At 59.4% G+C, this 23609-nt stretch carries 20 protein-coding genes; 11 read left to right on the top strand and 9 right to left on the bottom strand.

From position 1 onward, the window contains the following. Positions 1–60: 60 nt before the first annotated feature. The 8 genes from DBAC_RS08985 to DBAC_RS17900 all read left to right on the top strand — a co-directional run bounded on the left by DBAC_RS08985 (position 61) and on the right by DBAC_RS17900 (position 9164). Positions 61–1605 carry an ABC transporter substrate-binding protein gene (locus DBAC_RS08985; protein WP_015773974.1) on the top strand — a complete coding sequence of 515 codons (1545 nt, stop codon included), beginning with the start codon at positions 61–63 and terminating at the stop codon, positions 1603–1605. Positions 1606–1747: 142 nt separating this feature from the next. Then, complete coding sequence (locus DBAC_RS08990; RefSeq protein ID WP_015773975.1) at positions 1748–2725, top strand: ABC transporter permease; 978 nt, start codon at positions 1748–1750, stop codon at positions 2723–2725. Then, entirely contained in the window at positions 2725–3642 is a 918-nt protein-coding gene (locus tag DBAC_RS08995; protein ID WP_015773976.1) for an ABC transporter permease, read from the top strand. The genes DBAC_RS08990 and DBAC_RS08995 overlap by 1 nt, the downstream gene beginning before the upstream one ends. Before the next feature lie 3 nt (positions 3643–3645). Continuing rightward, entirely contained in the window at positions 3646–4620 is a 975-nt protein-coding gene (locus tag DBAC_RS09000; protein WP_015773977.1) for an ABC transporter ATP-binding protein, read from the top strand. A 3-nt stretch (positions 4621–4623) separates the two neighbouring features. Further along, positions 4624–5640 (top strand): ABC transporter ATP-binding protein, encoded by a 1017-nt coding sequence (locus DBAC_RS09005; protein WP_015773978.1) that lies wholly within the window; start codon positions 4624–4626, stop codon positions 5638–5640. Beyond that, positions 5640–6143, top strand: a complete 504-nt coding sequence (locus tag DBAC_RS09010) for an acyl-CoA thioesterase (protein ID WP_015773979.1) — start codon at positions 5640–5642, stop codon at positions 6141–6143. The genes DBAC_RS09005 and DBAC_RS09010 overlap by 1 nt, the downstream gene beginning before the upstream one ends. Before the next feature lie 148 nt (positions 6144–6291). Beyond that, positions 6292–6915, top strand: a complete 624-nt coding sequence (locus DBAC_RS09015; protein WP_015773980.1) for a queuosine precursor transporter — start codon at positions 6292–6294, stop codon at positions 6913–6915. A gap of 242 nt (positions 6916–7157) precedes the next feature. Continuing rightward, positions 7158–9164: a methyl-accepting chemotaxis protein gene (locus tag DBAC_RS17900; protein ID WP_015773981.1), complete on the top strand. Its 2007-nt coding sequence runs from the start codon at positions 7158–7160 to the stop codon at positions 9162–9164. Positions 9165–9388: 224 nt separating this feature from the next. On the opposite strand, the gene DBAC_RS09025 is transcribed toward DBAC_RS17900, so the two are convergent. Next, entirely contained in the window at positions 9389–10663 is a 1275-nt protein-coding gene (locus DBAC_RS09025; protein ID WP_015773982.1) for an OmpP1/FadL family transporter, read from the bottom strand. A 274-nt stretch (positions 10664–10937) separates the two neighbouring features. Here DBAC_RS09025 and DBAC_RS09030 point away from each other — a divergent pair, with 274 nt between their 5' ends. Further along, positions 10938–11582 (top strand): TetR/AcrR family transcriptional regulator, encoded by a 645-nt coding sequence (locus tag DBAC_RS09030; RefSeq protein ID WP_143890869.1) that lies wholly within the window; start codon positions 10938–10940, stop codon positions 11580–11582. A gap of 81 nt (positions 11583–11663) precedes the next feature. Here the strand turns inward: DBAC_RS09030 and DBAC_RS09035 are convergent, their stop codons facing one another. The 4 genes from DBAC_RS09035 to DBAC_RS09050 form a co-directional block, all read right to left on the bottom strand. Further along, complete coding sequence (locus DBAC_RS09035) at positions 11664–12746, bottom strand: LptF/LptG family permease (RefSeq protein ID WP_015773985.1); 1083 nt, start codon at positions 12744–12746, stop codon at positions 11664–11666. Further along, positions 12743–13921, bottom strand: a complete 1179-nt coding sequence (gene lptF / locus DBAC_RS09040) for an LPS export ABC transporter permease LptF (protein ID WP_015773986.1) — start codon at positions 13919–13921, stop codon at positions 12743–12745. Before lptF ends, DBAC_RS09035 begins: the two co-directional genes overlap by 4 nt. After that, positions 13918–14100 carry a hypothetical protein gene (locus DBAC_RS09045; RefSeq protein WP_015773987.1) on the bottom strand — a complete coding sequence of 61 codons (183 nt, stop codon included), beginning with the start codon at positions 14098–14100 and terminating at the stop codon, positions 13918–13920. Before DBAC_RS09045 ends, lptF begins: the two co-directional genes overlap by 4 nt. A 68-nt stretch (positions 14101–14168) precedes the next feature. Continuing rightward, on the bottom strand, positions 14169–16553 hold the full coding sequence (locus DBAC_RS09050; protein ID WP_167320927.1) for a DNA internalization-related competence protein ComEC/Rec2: 2385 nt from the start codon (positions 16551–16553) through the stop codon (positions 14169–14171). A 173-nt stretch (positions 16554–16726) separates the two neighbouring features. On the opposite strand from DBAC_RS09050, the gene DBAC_RS09055 reads away from it, so the two are divergent. Together DBAC_RS09055 and DBAC_RS09060 are read left to right on the top strand one after the other, a co-directional pair. Continuing rightward, positions 16727–17146, top strand: coding sequence for a response regulator (locus tag DBAC_RS09055; protein WP_015773989.1), 420 nt, complete (start codon positions 16727–16729; stop codon positions 17144–17146). Between the two features lie 28 nt (positions 17147–17174). Beyond that, on the top strand, positions 17175–20333 hold the full coding sequence (locus DBAC_RS09060) for a hypothetical protein (RefSeq protein ID WP_015773990.1): 3159 nt from the start codon (positions 17175–17177) through the stop codon (positions 20331–20333). A gap of 24 nt (positions 20334–20357) precedes the next feature. On the opposite strand, the gene DBAC_RS09065 is transcribed toward DBAC_RS09060, so the two are convergent. The 4 genes from DBAC_RS09065 to DBAC_RS09080 form a co-directional block, all read right to left on the bottom strand. Continuing rightward, on the bottom strand, positions 20358–20810 hold the full coding sequence (locus DBAC_RS09065; protein ID WP_015773991.1) for a metal-dependent hydrolase: 453 nt from the start codon (positions 20808–20810) through the stop codon (positions 20358–20360). Between the two features lie 61 nt (positions 20811–20871). After that, on the bottom strand, positions 20872–22053 hold the full coding sequence (locus DBAC_RS09070; RefSeq protein WP_015773992.1) for a SufB/SufD family protein: 1182 nt from the start codon (positions 22051–22053) through the stop codon (positions 20872–20874). Further along, positions 22041–22808, bottom strand: a complete 768-nt coding sequence (locus DBAC_RS09075) for an ABC transporter ATP-binding protein (RefSeq protein WP_015773993.1) — start codon at positions 22806–22808, stop codon at positions 22041–22043. The genes DBAC_RS09070 and DBAC_RS09075 overlap by 13 nt, the downstream gene beginning before the upstream one ends. An 87-nt stretch (positions 22809–22895) precedes the next feature. Then, positions 22896–23609, bottom strand: coding sequence for a rhomboid family intramembrane serine protease (locus DBAC_RS09080; protein ID WP_015773994.1), 714 nt, complete (start codon positions 23607–23609; stop codon positions 22896–22898).

Raw genomic sequence — 23609 nt, forward strand, 5'->3', positions numbered from 1 at the left:
CCCCCGCCGGGATGTTCCCGGCAGGACGCCATATCGATTCATCATTCAAGGAGGTTGTTTGTGAAAAAACTGCTCTTTTTCGCGCTGGCATTCATCTTTCTGGCCACGGCTGCCCAAGGCAAAACCCTGAAGATGGCCCTCGACGCCGATCCGGAGTCCATGGACCCGCATGTCCAGCTCTCCGGCGGCATGCTGCAGTACACCCACCTGTGCTTTGATCCGCTGATCCGCTGGACCAAGGACATGAAATTCGAGCCCCGCTTGGCCACCAAGTGGGAGCGCATCGATGACCTGACCGTGCGTTTTTATCTGCGCGAAGGCGTCAAGTTCCACTCCGGCAACCCCTTCACCGCCGCCGACGTGGTCTGGACCATCGACCGCCTGAAGAAAAGCGAAGATTTCAAAGGCCTCTTCACTTCCTTCGCAACCCCCAAGATCATCGACGACTACACCGTCGACATCATCACCACCGAGCCCTATCCGCTGGTGGAAAACATGGCCACCTACATCTTCCCCCTTGATTCCAAGTTCTACACCGGCACCGACGAAAAGGGCCTGCCCAAAGACGCCATCGTCAAGACCGAATATTCCTTTGCCAACCAGAACGAGTCCGGCACCGGACCTTTCTATGTCGAGTCCCGCGAACAGGGCGTGAAGATGGTCTACAAGCGCTTCGCCGACTACTGGGACAAGGACAGCAAGGGTAACGTAAGCGAAATCATCCTCACCCCCATCAAGGAAAACGCGACCCGCACAGCGGCCCTCCTGTCCGGCGGCGTCGACTTCATCGCCCCTGTCCCCCCCCAGGATTTCGAACGTCTGGGCAGCAACAAGGACATCAACCTGGTCTCCATGGCCGGCAGCCGCATCATCACCTTCCAGCTCAACCAGAAGAGAAAGCCTGAATTCGCGAACCTCAAAGTCCGTCAGGCCGTCATCGCGGCCATCGACAACGCCGGCATCGTGGCCAAGTTGATGAAGGGCACCGCCACCGCCGCCCAGCAGCAGGGCCCGGAAGGCTTTGACGGCTACGTGGAAGGCCTGGCCCCCCGCTTCGACCTGGCCAAGGCCAAGCAGCTGATGAAGGAAGCCGGTTTCGAGAACGGCTTCGAAGCGACCATGATCGCCCCCAACAACCGCTACGTGAACGACGAGAAGATCGCCGAAGCCGTGGTTTCCATGCTCTCCAAGATCGGCATCAAGGTCAGCCTGAAGACCATGCCCAAGGCCCAGTACTGGGATGAATTCGACGCCCAGGTGGCCGACATCCAGATGATCGGCTGGCACTCCGACACCGAGGACTCCGCCAACTACTCCGAATACCTGCTCATGTGCCCCAACAAGGAAACCGGCAAGGGCCAGTACAACAGCGGCAACTATTGCAATGCCAAGCTCGACGAACTGGTCAACCAGGCCAACGTCGAGAACGACCGCGTAAAGCGCAAGGCGCTGCTGCAGGAAGTTGAGAAGATCGCCTACGAAGACGCCGCCTATGTGCCCCTGCACTGGCAGAACCTGTCCTGGGCAGCCAAGAAGGGCGTGGATATCCAGCCCGTCGTCAACATCATGGACTTCCCGTACCTGGGCGACCTAGTCGTGGAATAGCCCTCTTTGACGACTTGATCCATTTGCCAAGACTGTGTACGCGGGGCAGGCTTTTCACAAAGCCTGCCCTTTTTCGAACAAACACCCCCCGTCCGCGCGGCCGCAAGCGCGCTTGACCGCCAGGACGGCAACGGATTCACACATGTTTGCATTCACTGTCCGCCGTATTATCCAAGCCATCATCGTCATGCTCATCATCAGCTTCATCGGCTTCGCCCTCAAGCAGAACGTGGGCGACCCGGTGCGCGAACTGACCGGCATTTCGGTTTCAGCCGCCGAGCGCGACGCCATCCGCGAGAAGCTGGGACTCAACGACCCGTTCCTCATTCAGTACGGCCGTTTTTTGAAAGGCGCCGTGCTGGAAGGCAACATCGGCCAGTCCTTCTTCTACAAGAAGCCGGCCATGGAAGTCATTTTGAACAAGGCTCCGGCGACCATCGAGCTGGTCATGTGCTGCACGGTTCTCATTGTCATCCTGTCCATCCCCATGGGCATCTACAGCGCCATCTACCCCAGGCGGCTGCTCTCCAGGCTGATCATGGGCCTGAGCACCATCGGCGTTTCCGTACCCATTTTTCTCATCGCCATCCTGCTCATCTATGTTTTCGCCATCGAGCTGAACTGGCTGCCGTCGTACGGACGCGGAGAAACGGTCAATGTCTGGGGCTGGGAATCAGGACTTTTGACTCTGGACGGCCTGAGGCACCTCATCCTGCCGACCACGGCCTTGACCGCGCTGATGCTGCCGCTCTTCGTGCGCCTCATCCGCTCGGAAATGATGGAGGTGCTGCAGACCGAATACGTCAAGTTCGCCTGGGCCAAGGGACTGCCGCGCATGCGCATCTGGTTCGTGCATGCCTTCAAGAACACGCTGCTTCCGGTCATCACCGTGGGCGGCGTGCAGATCGGGACCATGATCGCCTTCACCATTCTGACCGAGACCGTGTTCCAGTGGGGAGGCCTCGGCTTTCTGTTCCTCGAAGCCGTCGAGCGGGCGGACACGTCCCTTTTGGTGGCCTATCTCATTTTCGTCGGCATCATCTTCGTGGTGGTGAACACCGCCGTTGACATCATCTATGGCCTGGTCAATCCCATGGTCCGCATCACAGGAAGGAAATAATGAGACTTTGGAAGCAATTCCGCGGCTCGTACTTTTTGTACAGCTTTCTGCATGACCCGGTGGCCATGGGCAGTTTCATCGTGCTGGCTCTGCTGACCCTGGCCGCCTTCGGCGCGCCGGTCATCGCTCCGCACGATCCCTACGACACCACGACCATCAACATCATGGACTCGGAAATCCCGCCGGTGTGGATGGAGAACGGCGACCAGAACTTCACCCTCGGCACCGACGCCCAGGGCCGGGACATGCTCAGCACCATGCTCTACGGCATGCGCATCTCGCTGATCATCGGCGTCGGCGCGACCTTCATGCAGGCCGTCATCGGCATCGTGCTCGGGCTCATCGCCGGATACAAGGGCGGCAGGGTCGACAACTTCCTGATGCGCATGGCCGACGTGCAGCTCAGTTTCTCGACCCTCATGGTGGCCATCTTTCTCTCGGCCATTTTTCAGGCCATTTTCGGAGTGGCCGCCTTCGAAAGCATGGCCGTGCCTTTTCTGGTGCTGGTCATCGGCATCGCCGAATGGCCGCAGTACGCCCGCACCGTGCGCGCCTCGGTCCTGGCCGAAAAGAAGAAGGAATACGTGGAGGCGGCCCGCGTCATGGGTCTGCCCGCGAACCGCATCATGTGGCGGCACATCCTCCCCAACACCATGTCGCCCATCCTGGTCCTGTCCACCGTGCAGGTGGCTCACGCCATCATGAGCGAGGCGGCCCTTTCCTTCCTGGGGCTGGGCATGCCCATCACCAAGCCGTCCCTGGGCTCGCTCATCAATTCGGGCTTCGACTACATTTTCAGCGGCTCATGGTGGATCACCATGTTCCCCGGATTTCTGCTCGTGCTCCTCATTCTGGTCATCAACCTGCTCGGCGACTGGGTGCAGGACGTTCTCAACCCCAAACTGTACAAAGGATGACCAATGACCCATCTTCTTGAAGTGCAGGATCTGGTGGTCAAATTCGGGCTGCGTTCCGGAGACCTCACTGCCCTGAACGGCATCAATTTCACCCTGAATCCCGGCGAGCGCATGGGGCTGGTGGGTGAATCGGGCGCGGGCAAATCCGTGGCCGGGTTTTCCATCATCAACCTGATCAGCAGGCCCGGCTTCATCGCCTCGGGCCGCGTCCTCTTCGAGGGCGAAGAGATCAGCGCCTACCCGCTGGAACAGATGCGCGGCATTCGCGGCAACCGCATCAGCATGATCTTCCAGGACCCCATGATGACCCTGAACCCCGTGCTGACCATCGGCACGCAGATGGTCGAGACCATCCAGGCCCACAACCAGGTCAGCGCCGCCCATGCCCGCGAAATCGCGCTGGAAAAACTGCAAAAAGTCTATATCTCCTCTCCGGGCAAGCGCCTGGGGCAGTACCCGCACGAACTCTCGGGCGGCATGCGCCAGCGCGTGGTCATCGCCATTTCGCTTCTGACCAACCCGAGCCTGATTATCGCCGACGAGCCGACCACGGCGCTCGATGTGACCATTCAGGCCGAGGTCATGGCTCTCTTGCTTGAGCTGTGCAAGCACGAGCACATGGGCCTCATCCTCATCACCCATGATCTGGGCGTGGTCTCGCAGGTCACGGAGAAGATCGCGGTCATGTACGCCGGGCGCATCGTCGAGCAGGGTCCGACGGCCGGCATCGTCACAAACCCCAGGCATCCCTACACCAAGGGGCTGATCCAGGCGTTGCCCCAGGGCGGAGGCGGACGCGGACGGCTGCACCAGATTCCGGGCATGATGCCCAACCTGACCAGCATCCCTCCGGGCTGCGCCTTCCACCCGCGCTGCGAACACGCCATGGACATCTGTCAGCGTGAAGCGCCCCCGCTCTTCGGTGATTCTGAAAACTCGGGCCTGGTGGCCTGTCATCTTTACTCGCAATCCAGGTAGACCATGACAGACAGTAAATCTCTCGTGCGCATCAGCAATGTGGTGAAGCACTTCGACATCTCCGGCGGCTTTCTGGACCGGATCAGTTTTTCCGGCGGCACGCCGACCCTGACCACGACCACAGTCAAGGCATTAAACGATGTTTCCCTCGACATCGTGCAGGGCGAAATCCTGTCCGTGGTCGGCGAATCGGGCTGCGGCAAGTCCACGCTGGGGCGCACGGTGCTGGGCCTTTACCCGCCCACCAGCGGCGAAATCGCCTTTCGCGGACAGCGTATCGACAATCTCTCGCCAAAAGAAATGCTCCCCTACCGCCGCAAAATGCAGATGGTCTTCCAGGACCCCTACGCGTCGTTGAACCCGCGCATGACCGTGCGCCAGATCCTGGAAGAGCCGACGCATTTCCACTTTCCCGAGCTGTCCGGCTCCCAGGTTCAGGACAAGGTGGCCGAGGTCATGCGCCAGGTCGGCGTGGACCCGGCCTGGGCCGGACGCTTCCCGCACGAATTTTCCGGCGGCCAGCGCCAGCGCATCAGCATTGCCCGCGCGCTGATGGTCGACCCGGAATTCATCGTCGCTGACGAGCCCATCTCGGCGCTGGACGTGTCCATCCAGGCCCAGATCCTGAACCTGATCATGGACTGCCAGGAGCGCTTCGGCCTGACCTACATGTTCATCACCCACGACCTGTCCGTGGTCGAGCACATCAGCACCCGGGTGGCCGTCATGTACCTCGGCACCCTGTGCGAACTGGCCGACAAGAAGAGCCTCTACGGCGACCCGCAGCACCCCTATTCCCGCGCCCTGCTCTCAGCCATCCCCAAGCTCGGCGCCAAGGGCTTCGCCCACATCCGCCTGAAGGGCGAGGTGCCCACCCCCATCCATCTGCCCACGGGCTGCGTCTTCCACACCCGCTGCCCGTTCGTGGAGGAACGCTGCCGCCGCGAGATCCCGAAACTGCTGAAACGCCCGAACGGCAGCCAGGCCGCCTGTCACGCGCTGGAAGAAGGACGAATCTGATGACCGACACCGCCCGCAAAGTCAGCGAGAGCGAAACGCTCATGACCCACCGCGCCCTGCCCGAGGACGCCAACCCTGCCGGCAACGTGCATGGCGGGGTGATACTCAAACACCTCGACTTGGCCGGAGCGGTCTGCGCCATGCGCCACGCGCGCATGAGCGTGGTCACGGCCTCCATCGACCGCATGGAGTTCAAGGCGGCCGTAAAGGTGGGAGAGCTCATGCTGCTGCACGCCAGCGTGAACAGGGCCGGAAAACAGTCCATGGAGATCGGGGTGCGCGTGGTCGTGGAAGACCTCATGACCGGCGAGCAGCGTCACGCGGCCTCGGCCTACCTGACCTTCGTGGCCATGGGGCCGGACAAAAAACCAGCGCTCGTGCCGGGCCTCATCCTGGAAACCCCGACCCACCAGCGCCGTAACCGCGAAGCAGGCATGCGCCGGGAACTGCGCCTGGAAGAACGCAAACGGGAGCGGCTGGCGCAGGAATCGGAAAAAGCCTGACCGCCCGTTTCGACCGGCACGACCGTTACCCTCAGCGACCAGTGCGGCCGGCGCGGTGTGATTACCCCGCTGCCGCCTCAAAAACGGTATTTACAGGCCAGCCTCTTCGGTCTAGGGGAAAGCCCTATTTCATCGTTTGGAGCACCCCATGCAAACCATCGTCGTCCTCGTGGCGTCCTATATCGCCCTGCAGATATTTTCCGATGTCGGATCTCTGCGCATTGTCATGCTCGGCGGCATGTCCATCGACGCCGGGACCTTCATCTACCCCCTGACCTTCACCCTGCGCGACATGGTGCACAAGACCATGGGCAAGCAGGGGGCGCGGCTGATGATCATCACCGCCGCCGCCTTCAACCTGCTCATGGCCGGATATTTCTGGCTGGTTTCCGTATTGCCTCCGGATATGGGAGTGGGCGCGCAGCCGGAGTTCGGCCAGGTGCTGGCGCCCCTGTGGAGGCTTGTTTTCGCGTCCATCATCGCCGAAGTCATTTCCGAACTGACCGACACGGAAATCTACAGCCTGTGGAAGAAAAAAGTCACGGCCGGCCACCAGTGGTCCAGAGTCCTGGCCAGCAATGCGGTCAGCATCCCGCTGGACAGCCTCATCTTCTGCTGGATCGCTTTTGGCGGTCTGTTTGAAGGATCGGTGGTATGGTCCATCTTCTTCAGCAACACCATCATCAAATTCGCCACCACCCTCGTTTCCCTGCCTGCCATTTATCTGGTCAAGGAAAAGGAAGCGTGTCCTACAGCGACGAATAACTGCTGAAATTTTCGAAGCAACAGATACGCGTCTGCATAAACGCTCTTCAAGCCGGGAAACCGGCTTTTCTTTTGTCGCCTTCCTTCTTTTTCAATAAATCCTCACTGCTTTGAACACGTAACAGGTGTCAATTTCGCTTCCGGGAAAAAAGCTCTGGATCATTCCGACTCATTTGGTATATGTATGACAATACTGATCCCTGATCCACCCCAACTCAAGCCATCCCAGCAGCAGGGAAGGAGATTCGGATGAAGCTCTCTATTCGCAAAAAGCTCCTTTTTGCCTTTTCCAGCACCATTCTGACTTCGATTCTGATCACCTGCGTCGTGCTGGGACTTCAGATCCGCGACTCCTCCATCGCCACATTCCACAATTCCGCGTCCAAAGAGTTGTCCCAGATAGACCGGGCCATCGGCATATTCGTGGACAAGGCTCTGAAAATGACGACCATGATTGCCCGCGACGCCCTGGTCCGCAGAGCCGACGAATCCCTGCACAGTTATGTGACCGAAACCGAGAAGAAAGCGCCCAAAGACATTGTCCGCAGTCCGCTTGAAGAGGAAATGGCGCGATTCTTCAAGAACATCAACGCCGCGCATCCCGAATACGTCGAGGTATTCATCGGCACCAAGTGGGGCGGCTTCGTCTCCTCGGGCGACAATGAAATGCCCCCCGGCTATGATCCGAGAAAACGACCATGGTACACCACGGCCATGGAAACCCCGGACAAGGCGTCCCTCTCCCCTGCCTACATGTCGACCACGGGCGAAGCGGTCATCAGCAACATGTTTCCCATCACTTCCGAGAGCGGCGAAATCATCGGCTGCACCGGACTCGACGTAGGGCTGGGGGTACTGACCAGTCTCATCGAAAAATCACCCATGGGCCAGACCGGGTACGTCATCCTGGTGCAGGATGACGGGACAATCCTGGCCAACCCCCGGCATGACGACCTCAACTTCAAGAAAATGAATGAAACCGGAGTTCCGGCCCTGACGGAACTGGGCGCGATCAGCCAGGGCGGAATGGAAGTGCGCATGGATGACAAAGATTGGTTCGCCCAGGTGCACACCATTGAGGGATTGGGCTGGAAGCTCGTCGGCGTGATCGAAAAAGAGGAGGTCATGGCCGGGTTCAACACCATGCTGCGCAAAATGGCGATCATGGCCGTGGTGCTCATGGCCGTTTTCCTGGCCCTGGCCGCTATTTTCGCCAACACCATGGCCAGGCCCATTATCAACGCTACCGGCATGCTCAAGGATGTGGCCGAAGGCGAGGGCGACCTGACACGCAAACTCGACGTGACTTCCAATGATGAAATCGGCGAGATGGCCCGCTGGTTCAACACCTTTTTGGACAAGCTCCGCGCCATCATCAGTGAAGTCGTCTCCAACGGCGGAAGCCTGAACAACGCATCCGACCGGCTGCTGTCCATATCCCAGGCCCTTACCACAGGCGCGAACGAGGCGGCCCGCAAGGCCGAATCCGTCGCATCAGCGACCCAGGATCTCAATTCCAGGTTCAGCAGCGTGGCCGCGGCCATGGAGCAGACCACCCAGAACACCAATATGGTGGCCACGGCCACGGAAGAAATGGCCGTAACCATAACCGAGATCGCCTCCAACACTGAAAAGGCCAGAACCGTGGCCGGACGGGCCATGACCGAAGCCGGGGCCGCGACCGCCGCCATGAGCGCACTGGGTGATGCGGCCATGGATATCGGCAAGGTCACGGCCATCATCACCGAGATTTCGGATCAGACCAATCTGTTGGCTCTCAATGCGACCATCGAGGCGGCCAGGGCCGGAGAGGCCGGGCGGGGATTCGCGGTGGTGGCCAACGAAATCAAGGAGCTTGCCAAGCAGACCGCCACGGCCACGGAAGAAATCAAGGAACGCATCGTCGAAGTCCAAGGCACTTCAAAAACGACTGAAGGCCAGATTATTACCATTTCCAAGATTATCGAGGAGATAAACAACATCATCGCCAGCGTGGCCGCCGCCATCGAAGAACAGTCCGTGGCCACCCGCGACATCGCAGGCAACGTGGCCCAGGCCTCGCAGGGCTTGCAGGAGATCAACGTGAACGTGGCCCAGAGTTCGGCGGTCATTAAGGACATCTCGGACGAAATCGCGGACGTGAACAACGCGGCCGAAAGCACCAACCAGAACACGGCAGAGGTTGCCCGCAACGCTGAGGAGCTGCGCAAGCTGGCCGCCAACCTGTTCACCCTGCTCGGTCGCTTCCGGACCTGAGCTCCTTTCATTCACTTCGTAAAAGAAACGTCAATGGATGACAGGCTGAAGCTCCTTGAACTGGAAACTCAATTGCATGCATGCTCGCAAAACCGTGGTGTTTGCCAACTGCTACATGCCCGTTAGCGCCCGCACCGGCAGAAAATGCGCAGACAGAATGCGCCACGAAAAAACGCCCCGAGAAACGGGGCGTTTTTTCGTGGCATCAAGGCAGTAAGGAAGGACTAGAACTTGTACGTGAAGGACACGCCGGCTATGTGGCAATCGGCGTCATTGACCTCACCGTCATAGACGTAGTCTGCGGCGCGGCCGTCAATGTCGCGGTCCGCGAAAAGCAGATAGGAGTAGTTCACGTCCACGGCCCAGTTGTCCTTGTGGAAGCCGAGGCCCGTACTGAAGATCTGGCGGTCGCTGTCGGGCAGAAGATAGTCGATGGTGTCGTCGGGCACAGGGGTGTTGTCATAGACGTAGCCGAGGCGCAGATCGAGCCAATCCAGTGCTGCGTACTCGACACCGACGTTGAAGCGCCATACGTCGTTCCAGTTTTTCTCCGAAGTGGTCTCATCCGTCAAGTTGAACGGATTGCTGTTGACCGGGATGACGTCATCCCCGAATCCAATCTTCAGTTCGTCGTACTTGCTCCAGAGGGTGTAAACCGCGCCGACTTCGACGCTCAGCTTGTCTATGGGGTACACGGCCACGCCGAAAGCAAAGGAGTCCGGCAGGGTCACGGTACCGTGGGCGGAAGTGTCACGGAAAGCTCCCAGGGCTTCGAAGGGGACCGGCGCGGTGGGGATGTCGGAAAAATTCGCGTCACCCGTGACTTTCATCGTGATGGGACTGCGATAGGACAGGCCCAGCTTGGCGTAATCGCAAGGCTGATAATGCAGGGCCATGTTGAAGCCGTAGCCCATACCGTCGGCCTCAAGATCCGTGTCGCCGTCAGGCTGACCAACAGCGCCGAAGTTAATCTTCTTTTTCAGATTAAAATTTAAATACATGGCCTCCACGCCGAAGGCGGCGGAAAGCTTATCCGTGACCTTAACGGCCACGTTGGGGTTGACGGACACGCTCTCCATGACCCCTTCGTAGGAATTGTAGCGGCCTTCCCAGTCTTCATCGAAGACTGTACCGAGCCCAAAACGCGAGAAGGTTGCCAGGCCGACGCTGTAACGATCGTTGACCTTCCAGGTGGCGTAAAAATGCGGAGGCAGGTACAGGGCGTCCTCATCCGAGGTCTTCGACTTGCCATTGGCCTCGACATCAAGCACGGGATGGATGCCCAAGACGCCGGCGGTAACCTGTACGCCTTCAAGCTGCGTAATGCCCGCCGGATTGCTCGCAAGCGCGGCCGGGTCATCGGCGCGGCCCACAGTGGCGCCACCCAGGGCCATGTCACGGGCGCCCCATTCATAAATAGCAAAACCCGCCGCAGAACAGAACTGCACCGTGACCAGCACCAGACAGCAGGCCATGACCCACGTTTTCAAAGTTCGCATCCATCCTCCCCTTTGTTGCACTGTTTGCTCCACAAGCGCGACACCTTAAGTGTGCGCTCAATATATTTTGCTAGTGCGCTAAATTAAGAAGAGTTACGCGTCAAGAGTTTTGAAAAACCCTTTTTTAAAAAGTGGATTACACGTACTCACTTGGCTGATCAGCGAAGAATAAATACTGAGTGAACGCACAAAAACAGGGCGGAAAAATGGTGGACTGGCCAGGAGGGGCTGGGTACAAGACGTTGTAAAAAACAAGGAGGCAGGCGCTGTGGTCATGGGCAACAAAGAACGCATTCTGGAGACGGCCAAACGGCTATTCGGGGAACTTGGGTACGCGGAAACCACCTACAAGCGCATCGCCCAGGAGGCAGGCATTGCCGACGGCCTCATCGCCCACCACTATGGGAGCAAGGAAAACCTGTTCCAACTGGTGGAAATTGAAATTCTCACCGACCTGCTGCTCAAAATAGATGAGAGCCAGTATTATGCATCCGACGGACTGAGCGGCGTACTCAATTTCGCAAAGTGCATCCTGAAGGCTTCCACGACGCCCGAATCAGGTTTCCTGACCCTGCTGCGTTGCTCCCCGTTCCTGGCCAACACCGTCGACGCGGACAACTCTGAAATCCTGACCGTCTGTTCCCGCGTGGTGGAAAAAATGCTTGAGTGCCTGCGCAGGGGCATCGGTGATGGTTCAATCCGCGCCGACCTGGAGCCCAACCTCGCCGCCAGCGTCATCTTCTCCACGGTCTTCGGCTCGACCCGTGCCCGCTTGCTGGCCAAGGAAAACATCCTTGGGCTCAGTTTTTCAGACGATTTTTACCCGGAAATCCTGCGGATTCTGACCAGATATCTGGAACCCGTTGAGGAGACCACGACACACGGTCACGAATCCTTGTCCTCATCCGAGTTGCCCTGAATCAGGGCATAGGCAATCAGGCATCCGAGCACAAATCCGCCAATTGTTATCCACCAGACCATCACAGCCCCCTGTCGGCAATCAACCCAGATGAAAGGATCGGCCGCGCAGCAACCATCCGCCTGCGACGGCCGTAAAGAAGGCATTGGCCGCCCAGGCTGCCAGTACCGGCGGCACCAACCCCTTTTCCCCGGCCGAGGCGCACAGCACGAACAAGCCATAATAACAAAATGTGGCCACCAGCCCGAGGGGAATGATGACGAAAAGCGATCCGAAAAAAGACACCACAGCCAGGGCGATAAGCGCCATGACCAGAACCGAGCCCGCATAGGCCAGTTTCATGTGCCAGGCGGTCTGCAACCGCTCGATATTGGATCCGGAATCCCTCAGCCGCTTTATTTCAGCGCCCAATTGCAAAAGAGGCAACGACTCAAGCCGAGTCTTGGGATCGACGATGAGAAAGCTGCTCACGTCGGTACGCAAATCAAGCTCCATCTGCGCCGCCTTCTGCACTTCAAAGGTTGCGGGCAGCGTGCGCGTCACGCCGGACAAAAGCCAGCCCTCCGGCGCGGACGTGAACTCCTGCGCCCGGATAATCTCCCGGATGCTTCCGGCGTCGTCATCCTCCAGAACATGAACCGTCAGCTCCAAGCCCCGCCCCGCAGCCGGAGTCACTGACCCCATATGCACGATGCGATTGCCTTCGCGAAACCAGAGGTCGGACAGCTGCCGTTTTTCAATCTGCCGATCGCGCACCTCCTCGTTCCAGATCCGCTCCGCCGCCCTGTGCCCGCTGACGCCCAGCGCCTCGGAAAAAAAGAGCTGCGCCACGCAAAGGGCGAGGGCGTACCAAATCACGGATTTGGCCACCGCGCCCGGAGACACGGAGCATGCTTCCAGGGCCAGCAATTCGCGACTGCGCAGCATGAGCCCCATCTGCACCATGAGCGCGATCAGAAAGACCGCCGGAAAAATCTGGGCCAGAATGAAAGGCGTGCGATAGAGAAAATAGGCGCCCACGGACGACAACCCGACTCCCGCTTCCAGAAAATTATCCAGCCGGTCGAAAAGATCGATAAAGACATAGATACCAAGGCCGATTCCGCAGACCAAAAGCAAAAGAAATAGATTTTGCCGCAGAATATAACGTGTCAGCAGATTCATGCGTCGGCCCCCTTCATGCCCACGGTTCGCAGCATCCAGGACCGGAGCACCTGAAAATTGACCTCCTTTTCCGCCGCGACCAGCCACATGCCGATTCCCGCAGCCAGCATGAAAACGACATTGGGCAGCCACAAGGCCAGAGCCGGAGCAATGATGCCGCCTTCCGCAAGGGCCATGCCCCCGGAAAGGAACACGTAATAAAGAAAAAAGGTGCCCAGGCAGGCGATCAAGCCGAACTGACGCTTCATGCCCTGGAAGAAAAAGGCCAGCGGCAGGGCGAAAAATCCAAGCACGATACAGGCCGCAGGCAAGGAAAAGCGCTTGTGCAGTTCGATGTCCACCCGGCGCTGAAAATTGACGCTCCTGTCCTCGAATCCATCGCCTTTGAGAGTCCGCAGGTCATCCCAGGACATCTCCTTGGGAGCCTTGTCCTTCAGTTCAAACCCGCCCAAAAGCCGGGTCATGTCCAAGGAAAGAATGTAACTCTCAAAGCTTATGACACTGAGCTCGCCGCCCTGTTCGCGGTAGACGTGTCCGTCCTCCAGCCGCACAAAAACCTGGCCACGCTCCGAGTCGGACTCGATCCGGCCAAGTGGAGCAACAATGGTAGCCCGAGTCTTGGACCGTGAACTGTCGAGCACGAAGACGTCCAGCAACGCACCGCTGCCCGGATCCGACTGGCGGGCATACACGGTCAGGCCCGGAAAGGAGGTGTTGAAAACTCCGGGCTGCACGTTGACGGAAGTCTTGTTCCGAGCCAACTCCACGACCGTATTGCGAAAATTGTCCATGCCCCAGGATATGCCGGAGAGGGAAATCCATACCGTCAACGCCGAACACAGCAGGCACAGGAGCAGGGGCGCAGGCAGCAGAGGCCAGAGACTGACCCCGCCGGCACGCAATGAAATAAGCTCCCGATCAGCCCCCATACGCAGAAAAGTCAAAAAAACCCCGAGCATGCACGAAACCGGAATGAGCATGATCAGGAAAAAAGGGCTCAAATAGGTAAAGAGCTTGACCAGATCGAAAAAAGTCACGCCCTGGCCCATGAACAGGTCGCGCAATTGCAGCAGGCGACCAAGCAGGATGAGACTGAGAAACCCTCCCAGACTGATGGAGGCAACAATCCCCATCTCCTTGAAGAGTTCCCGCTGCAGGAGAGGCACTCGAATCACCGGGACACGGCCTCCTCGCGATAGAACCTCGCCAGGGCCAACTCTTCCGGCGGCGTCAGGTCGAACTGCGTGGCCGCCTGGGCCATGAGCTTTTTCAAATCGGGATCTTTGTGGCGACGCTCTTCGATCCAGGCAATGGCATTGCGCAGGTTCTTGTCACCGGGCATGATGGTTGTCATCGGCTTCTCCTTCAAGGTTGTCCGTACCGACACGCCCATACAGGAAAGCCCCGCGAGGCACAATCAGATCAATCCCTGCCCTGCGGCCCGCAACGTGCACTCTCGACGCGGGCCGCATCCTCCCCCCGCCAGCAAAATGTGAGTGCGCCGTGCTCGGCGGTGGTCAAAACCGTAAGGCCCGCCCTCTCGCAGGCACCGACCACGGAAGGGTGGGGAAAACCGAAACGGTTGCCCGGCCCACAGGTAGCCACGGCCCATGCCGCCCCCACCATGTTGTAGAAACGCGGCAGCAGGCTCGACTTGGAGCCGTGATGCGGAAGTACCAGCACCTCGGCTGCCAGCGTGGCATTCCCATTCATGACCTGCGCGAGAGCCCGTTTTTCCAGATCGCCTGGCAACAGGGCCAGACCGCGTCCCCGCCACACCAGGCGCAGCATCAGGGACGTATCGTTGTCGGAGATGCCCTTCTCGCTCGCGGCGGGATGAAGCACCTCAAGCCGCAGGCCAGGCTCAATGACAACAGTGTCTCCGGCGCGCAGCGCTCGCACAGGCCATGGATCTTGCTCCAGCCTGGCGACCAACCGCCCTGAATCATTCGAGCTGTCCACTAGCCCGCTCCATCCGAACCAGCCCACATCAAACGCATCCAGAATGTAGAAAAGCCCCCGCAGGTGATCGGCATGCATGTGGGACAAAAGCACTCCGTCCAACCTTGGCGGATGCATCCAGGTCAGGGCTGGCCCAACCACGGCGCGCCCCAGGTCATAGTCGACGCTCCAGCCTCCCCCGCCATCCACAAGCACCGTCCGCCCGGTTCTGCCGCGTACATAGACCGCCTGGCTCATGCCCGTGTCCAGCACCGTCATTTCGACCTCGTCTCGCCACGGCCGAACCTCCTGCCACATGGACGGAGCGGCCAGCAGAACCAAGCCCACCCCCAGACAAAAAAGCTCTCTGGTCCGGGGGCGTTTAGCAGTCAGGAGCACGCTTCCCGCCACCAGCACAACTGCGTACCCGGCCACCTGCACTCCCGCAGGACGCAGCACGGGCGTTGCAGCAAGGCGCCCCGCGCCATCGAGCAGCACCAGGAATCGGTCCAAGGCGTCCACGCACCAGGCGGCCGCGATAAAACATCCCTCGGCCAAAAACGGGCAGCAGAGCGACGCCGCAAGCCCCAGAAAGGACAGGGGCAACACGGCCAGACTGAGCACCGGCAACCAGAGGAGATTGAGCCAGAGATGTGCGGTCACCTCGGAAAAATAGAGAATCTGGATCGGCAGAATGAATAGGTTGGCGCAGCATGTCACCGCCAGAAGCGTCAGCAGCCCGTGGACGGGCCGCCAAAGGGCGCCCCGTTCACGCAAGGGGGCAAGCAGGGCCGCAACGGCAGGCATGAAAAGAACAAGCCCGCCGACAGCCAGCACGGAAAGCTGCAAGCTCAGATCGTGGACCGAGCCCGGGTCGGAAACGACCAGCACGGCCATGGCAACAAAAAGAGAATCCTGCGGATGCGACCGTGATCCGATGAAGAGATGAGCGGCCACGGCGGCAAGCATGAGAAAGGCGCGCAGCAGCGACGGGGAAAAATCGCCGAGCCAAAGATAGGTGATGACCGGCGGCAAAGCCAGGATAACGGCCAATTTCCGGCGAGGCAGGACCAGAAGTAGCCGGGGGTAAAGTCGGCTCGACACCCTGGCCAGACCCAAACCGAAGCTTGCGACCAGCGCCAGATGCAGCCCTGACAGGGCCAGACTGTGGGACAGTCCGGCCCGGCGGATGCGATCCATGAAACCGGGCTCAAGCAGGAATCTGTCCCCGAAAAGGAGCGCCCTGACTGCCGCGCCGCCCGGCGTATCCGGAACCAGCGTCCCCGCCAGCTCCAGGAGTCCGGAACGAAGACAGGTCCTGCCTTCGCCCCAGATCACGGGGACATCGCCACGGGAATACGCCCGGTGCCGAACGTCCTTTCGGCTCCAGTATTCCTCGGTGGAGGAAAGACCGAAATTGGCCCTTGAGCGCAGTACGCGGATGCGCAGGTCCGCCTCGAACTCCCGGCCGATCTCCGGCACGAAAGGAGGGTCGGTCCAGGTCCAGAGCAGTCGGCCCGGCAAGGTCGCGTTTGTGTCCAGCGCGACCACATCGCGGGCAAAAACACCGATCCTGCGCCCCGGGTAGGTGCGCACCTCATCCACGACGGCCCGGATTCGAGTCTGCGCGTTCCAGCCGGGCAGACCCTCCTGCGTCTCGGGCCTGCCCGCAACCAGCCCCAGCCCGAAACACAGCACCATGAACGCGAGGGTCCGGCCGCGACGAACCAATGCCAGCGCGGTCAATGCGCAGAGGATAACGACGGGAAGAGCATGGACCCAGGCAAGAAGGCCGCCGAGGTAACCCAGTACGCCCAGTTGCCAGGGAAGAGGGGGGATGGGGTCTTTGATGCGCGTTTGGTGCACCTCCTGCCCTGGCAACGTAGCAAAACACATCCCTTGTGTCGTACGCAGAAGTCTGTATTCTCAGCCACAAAGGACCAAGAAGGGCGTTGCCTCCCGGCCACATCTCGGGCTATGCATGCCTTTAAGGTCGCCACGATTTGGCAATGCCTGCGCAAAGATTTCAAGGAGCCGAAATGGAAGAATTTTCAGTACTGTTAGTGGATGACGAGGAAGACTTCCTGCGCACCATCATCAAAAGGCTGGCCAAGCGCGGCCTGAAGGCCCAAGGCGCGTCGAGAGGCGAGCAGGCGCTGGCCATGCTGGCGGAGGAACCTCGCGACGTGGTTGTCCTTGACGTGAAAATGCCGGGCATGGACGGGCTGGAAGTTTTGAAGAGGATCAAGACCAATTGGCCGAGTACCGAGGTCATCATGCTCACCGGCCACGCCAGCATCGACGCGGCCATGGAGGGGATGAATTGCGGTGCCTTCGACTACCTGATGAAACCTGCGGATCTGGAAGACCTGCTCTACAAGCTTGAAGACGCGTATCGCAAGAAATGCGTCACCAAAAGCCGTCAGACCCCCTCCCCCATGAATGGCGAACCGGCGTAAGCCCGGCTCGTTTACAACAGGACTTGACGTGGCGCATTCCCGCTTCTTCTTCGATTCCAACGACTACACGCTGCTGCGCATCGTCAACGATGTTCTGGACCGCACTGCGCAAAGCACCAATATCCATTCCCTGCTTGATTCGTGCATGCATCCGCACGGCATCAAGGAAATGGCCGCGCCCCGGGTGCTGCGCATCGCCTATGCCATCGCCAGTCTTCTGGGATCTCTGGAAGTGGGCATGTCCTCCGACCGGCTCAACGCCCTGCGCGCGCTCAAAGACGAAGTGCTGCTCGCGGGCAACGCCTACCTGCAGAAAAACACATCGCGGGTCCTCTTGCAGATCATGAAGGAGCTCATTCGCCACCGGGAGGATGAAGCCACTCAGCTGCGTCTTGCACACGACTTCCGCATGGCCTCTTCCGGCAAACCCCGCGTGGTCCGGGCTGAACTGGACAAATACCACCTCCTGGAAATGCCGGAAGCGTGGAACCAGCTCGCCTTCGACCACCATGTCCACGACGCCAACACCAAGGGCCGCAAATCCCCGACCCATCTGGTCATGGACGCCTGGATCAAGGGAATTCGCTTTCTGACCGTGGTCTACTACAATTACGTCGACGCCGAAGTAGCCGAGGAGCTTCTGGAAGCGGGCTGCATACTGGGCATGCACATCCGCATCGGCATCGATGTCTCTTCGCGCTTTCGAGGCAAATATGTCCGCGTGATCTGGGAACCCCAGAGTTACACCGACCCCAAATCCTTCCGGGCCTTTCTCGAAGAGCAGCCAGTCAAGGCCTTCATGAAAGAAGGACGGATGGTTTCCGCCTATCAGCAAAAATACGTCTTTGAAGCTCTGCAGGCATACAACCGCACGCACCTGGCGCAGATGGCCGAAGAGTACGGACTTGAACTCGACAGGCTCGACGAGAAAGCCTTCGCCACCTTTGTGGGCACAGGCCAGCCGTCCCTCTTGCACCTGGCCAAATACATCCAAAGCGGTATGCAGCCCAAGCTCAAGCAGATCGCGCAGGCCATGGCCCAGGAGTATGAAACCGCCACGCCAAACCGGCGCAAGGAGTTGCAGGAGCGTTTGAAAGCCCTGAACTCCATCGATTCGGAACTGATTATCAACTGCTATCTGCAGCCATGCCGGAACCCGGAATTGCACGACCCGACCATTCCCCAGGACACTCCCGAAGTCCCGCCCCTGCTGCGCCTTAAAACCGGAGAGCTGCTGCCAAGGCTGGCCAAATTTCATTCCACGTCCCATTTCACGCTGAACCTAAGCAACCTCTCCACCGCCGATGCCCTGGAAATTCTGTACGATTGCCAAGGACATATCAGCAACATCGAGCTCTATAACCTAAAAGACGCGGTCAGGGGCAAATGGTCCATGCCCGTGTCGTCGCAGTTGGTTTGTCCGGGCGACGCCGTGGACGCCATCAGCCCGGAGCGAACCTGCGCCCAGATCGCCGAACTGCAAAAGGCCCTGAACGAAGACAACGTCATCGCCTTGAAGCGCGCCATCCGTGCCGTGATCTGGTCCTTCGAAGAAGACCGCCTGGCTCTGGAAAATACCTTGTCCCATTCGCGCAACAAGAATGCGCTCTCGCATGCGGCCGAGCTTGAACGCGAACTTTTGCTCATGGAGGCGCGCAAGAACAAGCTCCTCGACATTCTTTTCAACATCGAAACGTTTCACAAATACTACAAAAAACGGCCCCTGGGCTCCCGCATCGGAAGTGGATCCACGGGCCAATCGCGGCACCAGTACGGGATGGGCGTGGTGGTGCTTGAAACTCTCCCCAAACGGGCTCAAAAAATCGCGCTCGACCAGTCCCGGGGAGAGCGCAAACAGCTCCCGGTCACCGCCAAGATGACGGTCCATTTCCGCGCCCACTGTCGCGCGCAGGGAGAAGATTCATCGCTAATGAGACTGGCCCGGAGGATTCCGGGCATGGAACTGACGGGATGCGGCCGGGAACAGGAATGGTTTCTGGACAGTATCGACATCCATCCCAAACGCTCGGGCAATATCGTCACCCTGGGCGGCGTGCAGCTTGAGTATGACAACGGGCTGCGCATCACCAAAAAAAATGGCGCGGCCGGCGAAAACCATCTGTCCCTGAAGTATCTGAACACGGGGCTGAAAAACGCCCTCAAGATCCTGATCGGATTCATCCCGGCCTTCCTGACCTTTGCCCTGACCAAAGACTGGTGGGTGCTGGCCTATTTCGGGGGGCTGATCTGGTTCGCCATCACCGGAGTGCGCAACATCCTGCAGGCAGTGCTGGGCGGAGGCGGTTTGACGCGCTCACCTCTCCTGCAATGGAACTCCCTGATCAGTTGGAGCCGCGTAGCCGACGATCTGCTGTACACAGGCTTCTCCGTTCCCCTGCTGGACCTCCTGGTCAAGACCATGATCCTGGACCGGGGCCTCGGCATCACCACGGACACGGACCCGGTCCTGCTTTTCGCATCCATGGCTCTGGCCAACGGCATCTATATCTCCAGCCACAATACCTTCCGCGGCCTGCCGCGTCCGGTGGTCCTGGCCAACTTCTTCCGCAGCATCCTGTCCATTCCCCTGGCCGTCCTCTTCAACAGTGGCCTAGCGAGCGGCATGCACACGGCCGGGATGACCGGGGTGGAGCAGGCCCTGCAGAAATGGGCCGCCATCACCTCGAAATTCGCTTCGGACTGCGTGGCGGCGGTCATCGAGGGACTGGGTGACCGTCACAACAACGTACGGGTGCGCCTGGCCGACTACCGCGCCAAGCTCATCGCCATGTATGACGCCTTTGCCCGTCTGGACGTCCTTTTTCCGGAAGAGGACGTGCTGGACATGCTCCAGTCGCCGAAAATGTTCATAGAGACGATTTCCTACGAAGCGCGCGACCTGGAAAAAGTGCTCATCGTCAACGCCCTTGATCTGATGTATTTCTGGCTCTACCAGCCTCGGGCCTCCAAGGCCCTGGAGTTCATATCCCAGGACATGACCAAGGAGGAATGGCTCATCTTTCTGCGCTCCCAGTATGTGCTCAAACGCTATCGCGAGATCAGCCAGATGTTCGTGGACGGTTTGGTGGGCAAGAACTTTTCACGGGCCCTGGCCTTCTATCTGGACAGGTCGGATGAATACCTGCTGGATATGGAAAAGATGGGACACAGCCGCAGGCTGCGCTAAAAGGGGACTAGGCTCCCACTTCTTTTAGCTCCATTTCCTGTCGATCATCAGGTGCGAGAAATACCCCAGCACGGCCGCCCCGTAAAAGGGGGCCATGCCCTTTGGCGTTGCGCCGTAAAGCCAGATCGGGAGCAGCACAAGAGGCAGGGGAACGGCGAGCATGGCCCACCAGGTGTGGGTCCAGCCGCGATGCGGACCGATGGCCGGAAACATGGCCGCCAAGCCCAAAACCGCCGCCCATTTGTAATAGCCCTGCAGAATGAGGGCGAAATCGAGCACAGCCAGGGTCAGATAAAAAACATGCTGGCCCTTGGAGTCCGTGTCGACGTCCGGAAAAAGACTCCCCAGCAGCACCAGCGCGGCGAGCACGGCCAGTTGCGGCAATTCCGGGACATACGTCCCGCTCCAGAACAATCCTCCCAGTACGGCCCCTCCCGTCAGCACCCCGCCGAGTAGGTGTCCCTTGTATCCGGGCATGGCATCCTCCAGAAATGCAAAAGCCCGGTCAAGCCGGGCCGTTGCGGATGAATGAAACAGATTACATGGCGTCGCTGGCGTCCAGTTCGGCGATGGTCTTGTCGATGGATTCGCGCAGCTCCTGGGGCAGGCCCATTATCTCCACGTTCAAAAAGCCGCGCACGATGGTGGAGGTGGCTTCGTCCTCGTCCAGGCCGCGTGCCATGAGATACTCGATCTCCTCCTGGGCGATCTTGCCCACGGCCGCCTCGTGGGAAAGCTCCACGCCGGTCACGCAGCCCTGCAATTCGGGGATAGCGTGGATCAGACCGCCGCCAAGGATCAGCCCCTTGCACTCCAGATGTCCGCGCGCCGGAACCGCGTTGCCGATGATCTCGCCGCGCGCGACGATGGTTCCGCCGGTGGTGATGGTGCGCGAGATGATCTCGCCGCGCGTGTTCGGAGCATTGAGCACGATGCGGTTGCCCGTGTCCACATGGGAACCGGTGGGAGTCACGATAACGGAATTGAAGCGGGCCACGGCCCCTTCCCCATTCAGGTAAATCGTCGGGTAGGACTGCACGGACTTGACCTTTTTAAGCAGAACGTAGTTGTTCTGCAGAACGCCCCTCTCCTCCACGATGCCTACGGTGCGCGGCCGGACCATGACATCCTCGCCCCAGTTGTGGACCATGGTGAAAGTCAGCTTGCCACCCTTCTTGATGTAGAATTCAGAGATGCCCAGATGCAGGGCCGAGGTCACGTCGTGGGACGTGGCGCAACCGGTCACGATGTGAACTTCGGAATCCTCTTCCACCACCACGATGTTGTGCACGTTCTGGCCCACGTTCTGGCCCTTGATGAACAGGCAGGTCTGCACAGGCTCGGCGACCTTGACCCCTTTCTCGGTGCGGATGAAATAACCGCCATGCAGCTCTTCCCTGGCCGCCGCACGGGTGAAATCGTCCTTTTCGGGGTCCATGGCCTTCCAGAAATACTCGGGCAGCCCGTCGTATTTCTTGAGCGCCTGACGAATGCCCAGCACCTCCACGCCCTTGCCCGCGCTCTTGCAGTGCACGGTGGAGTGGTCAAACTGCAAAAACGTGCCCGCGCGCTCGCCGGCGGCGTCCACATCCACCCCGACCATGCGCAGCTCGCGCTTGCTCTCTTCGGACAGGGTGGAAAAATCGGGCAGCTCGGCGCTCTGCCTGCCGGAAAAAGAGTAGGAGTTCAGATCAACCAGGGTTTGGCTTAGTTCAGACATCTGATGCACTCCTTGTAGCCGTACTTGCTGATGTGATCCAGAATATCGCGGGGCCGGGTCGGCCGCGTGTCGCAGCACAGCACCCCGTTGTACATGACCTGACCGCGGTCGGCGTTGACGTAGTCGAGTATGTAGCCGGTGTGGGTGATGATGAGGCCCGAGGTCTTGTTGCGGCGACGCAAGTCGCGCATGCACGTTTCGGACGACGGAGCCGTCGCGCCGTCAAGCAGGGCGCGGGCCGTGTTGCCGATGAGGACCATGTTCTCCAGATCCACCCCGGATTCCGGCTCGTCGAAAAGGATCAGACTCGGATTTTGGGCCATGAGCTGCAAGAGCTCGGAACGCTTGATCTCGCCTCCGGAAAAACCGGAGTTGATGTCGCGATCCAGAAAACTGTCGAAATTGACGGTCTTGGCCATGCAGTCGACATCCACTTCCCGCCCGCGGGCGCACATGGAGACCAGATGACGGGTTTTCAGGCCATGGATGGTCGGGGGCCGCTGAAAGGACATGCCTATGCCGAGTCTGGCCCGTTCGTAGGTGGGCATCTCGGTGATATCGACGCCCTTGAAGACAATCTTGCCCGCAGTCACGGTGTACCCGCTAAAGCCCATGAGTGCCATGAGCAGCGTGGTTTTTCCGGAACCGTTGGGACCGAAGAGAATGAACGTCTCTCCTTCATCGATATTCAGGTTAATCCCTTTCAAGACTTCCCTGTCACCGATATTGACATGCAGGTTTTCAATCTGAAGCATATGGTATCCTTGTGGTATGAAAGGCAGGCTGGCGCGACAAAACAAGAATCAGCGCTTAATTGAGGCAGGGCCAAATGTCCAGTCGCCCTACTTCCACTCCTTCCAGGTTTCGGAACGGTAACAATAATAGCAGCGGGAATCATCCCGGAAAAAACGCAGCAGCAGCATGCCGACCACGAACCCGCCGATGTGCGCCCACCAGGCCACCCCACCGCCGCCCGCCGGTGCCAGCATCCCGGAAAGGACCTGCGTCAGGAACCAGGCCCCCAGATAGAACACGGCCGGCAGCTCGAAGATGAAGGGAATGATCAGGATAGGCAGGAAAGTAACCACCTTGGCGTGCGGATACAGAAAGAAATAGGCGCCCATGACCCCGGCGATGGCCCCGGAAGCCCCGACCACGGGCATGGTGGAAGAGGAATTGGTGAGCATGTGCACCGCGAGCGCGCCAAGACCGCACAGCAGGTAGAAGACCAGGAACTTGAAGGGCCCCATCACGTCCTCCACGTTGTCCCCGAAAATCCAGAGGGTCCACATGTTGACGATGAGATGCAGCCAGCCGGAATGCAGGAACATGTGTGTTCCAAGCGGCAACAGCAACCCTTCGGGATATCCCTGAAATATGGCCCACTGCGGGTCGAAATAGCGTGCCGGGACCACGCCGAACAAATGAAAGAGCCTGAATTCCTGGGCATTGCTCAGGCCCAGGCCAGCCAGAAAAAAGGCGATGTTCAGGGCCAGCAGCGTCCACATCATGTAGGACCGATGCCGGGAGGGGATGTTGTCGCGCAGGGGAAACAT

The sequence above is a fragment of the Desulfomicrobium baculatum DSM 4028 genome (genome assembly GCF_000023225.1).
Lineage (GTDB): Bacteria > Desulfobacterota > Desulfovibrionia > Desulfovibrionales > Desulfomicrobiaceae > Desulfomicrobium > Desulfomicrobium baculatum.

Coding starts and splice junctions, on each gene's coding strand:
- DBAC_RS08995 (WP_015773976.1), top strand. CDS start 2,725: ATGAGACTTTGGAAGCAATTCCGCGGCTCGTACTTTTTGTACAGCTTT.
- DBAC_RS09030 (WP_143890869.1), top strand. CDS start 10,938: ATGGGCAACAAAGAACGCATTCTGGAGACGGCCAAACGGCTATTCGGG.
- DBAC_RS09045 (WP_015773987.1), bottom strand. CDS start 14,100: ATGACAACCATCATGCCCGGTGACAAGAACCTGCGCAATGCCATTGCC.
- DBAC_RS09075 (WP_015773993.1), bottom strand. CDS start 22,808: ATGCTTCAGATTGAAAACCTGCATGTCAATATCGGTGACAGGGAAGTC.
- DBAC_RS09035 (WP_015773985.1), bottom strand. CDS start 12,746: ATGAATCTGCTGACACGTTATATTCTGCGGCAAAATCTATTTCTTTTG.
- DBAC_RS09055 (WP_015773989.1), top strand. CDS start 16,727: ATGGAAGAATTTTCAGTACTGTTAGTGGATGACGAGGAAGACTTCCTG.
- DBAC_RS09010 (WP_015773979.1), top strand. CDS start 5,640: ATGACCGACACCGCCCGCAAAGTCAGCGAGAGCGAAACGCTCATGACC.
- DBAC_RS09065 (WP_015773991.1), bottom strand. CDS start 20,810: ATGCCCGGATACAAGGGACACCTACTCGGCGGGGTGCTGACGGGAGGG.
- DBAC_RS09005 (WP_015773978.1), top strand. CDS start 4,624: ATGACAGACAGTAAATCTCTCGTGCGCATCAGCAATGTGGTGAAGCAC.
- DBAC_RS17900 (WP_015773981.1), top strand. CDS start 7,158: ATGAAGCTCTCTATTCGCAAAAAGCTCCTTTTTGCCTTTTCCAGCACC.
- DBAC_RS08990 (WP_015773975.1), top strand. CDS start 1,748: ATGTTTGCATTCACTGTCCGCCGTATTATCCAAGCCATCATCGTCATG.
- DBAC_RS09080 (WP_015773994.1), bottom strand. CDS start 23,609: ATGTTTCCCCTGCGCGACAACATCCCCTCCCGGCATCGGTCCTACATG.
- DBAC_RS09000 (WP_015773977.1), top strand. CDS start 3,646: ATGACCCATCTTCTTGAAGTGCAGGATCTGGTGGTCAAATTCGGGCTG.
- DBAC_RS09025 (WP_015773982.1), bottom strand. CDS start 10,663: ATGCGAACTTTGAAAACGTGGGTCATGGCCTGCTGTCTGGTGCTGGTC.
- DBAC_RS09015 (WP_015773980.1), top strand. CDS start 6,292: ATGCAAACCATCGTCGTCCTCGTGGCGTCCTATATCGCCCTGCAGATA.
- DBAC_RS09070 (WP_015773992.1), bottom strand. CDS start 22,053: ATGTCTGAACTAAGCCAAACCCTGGTTGATCTGAACTCCTACTCTTTT.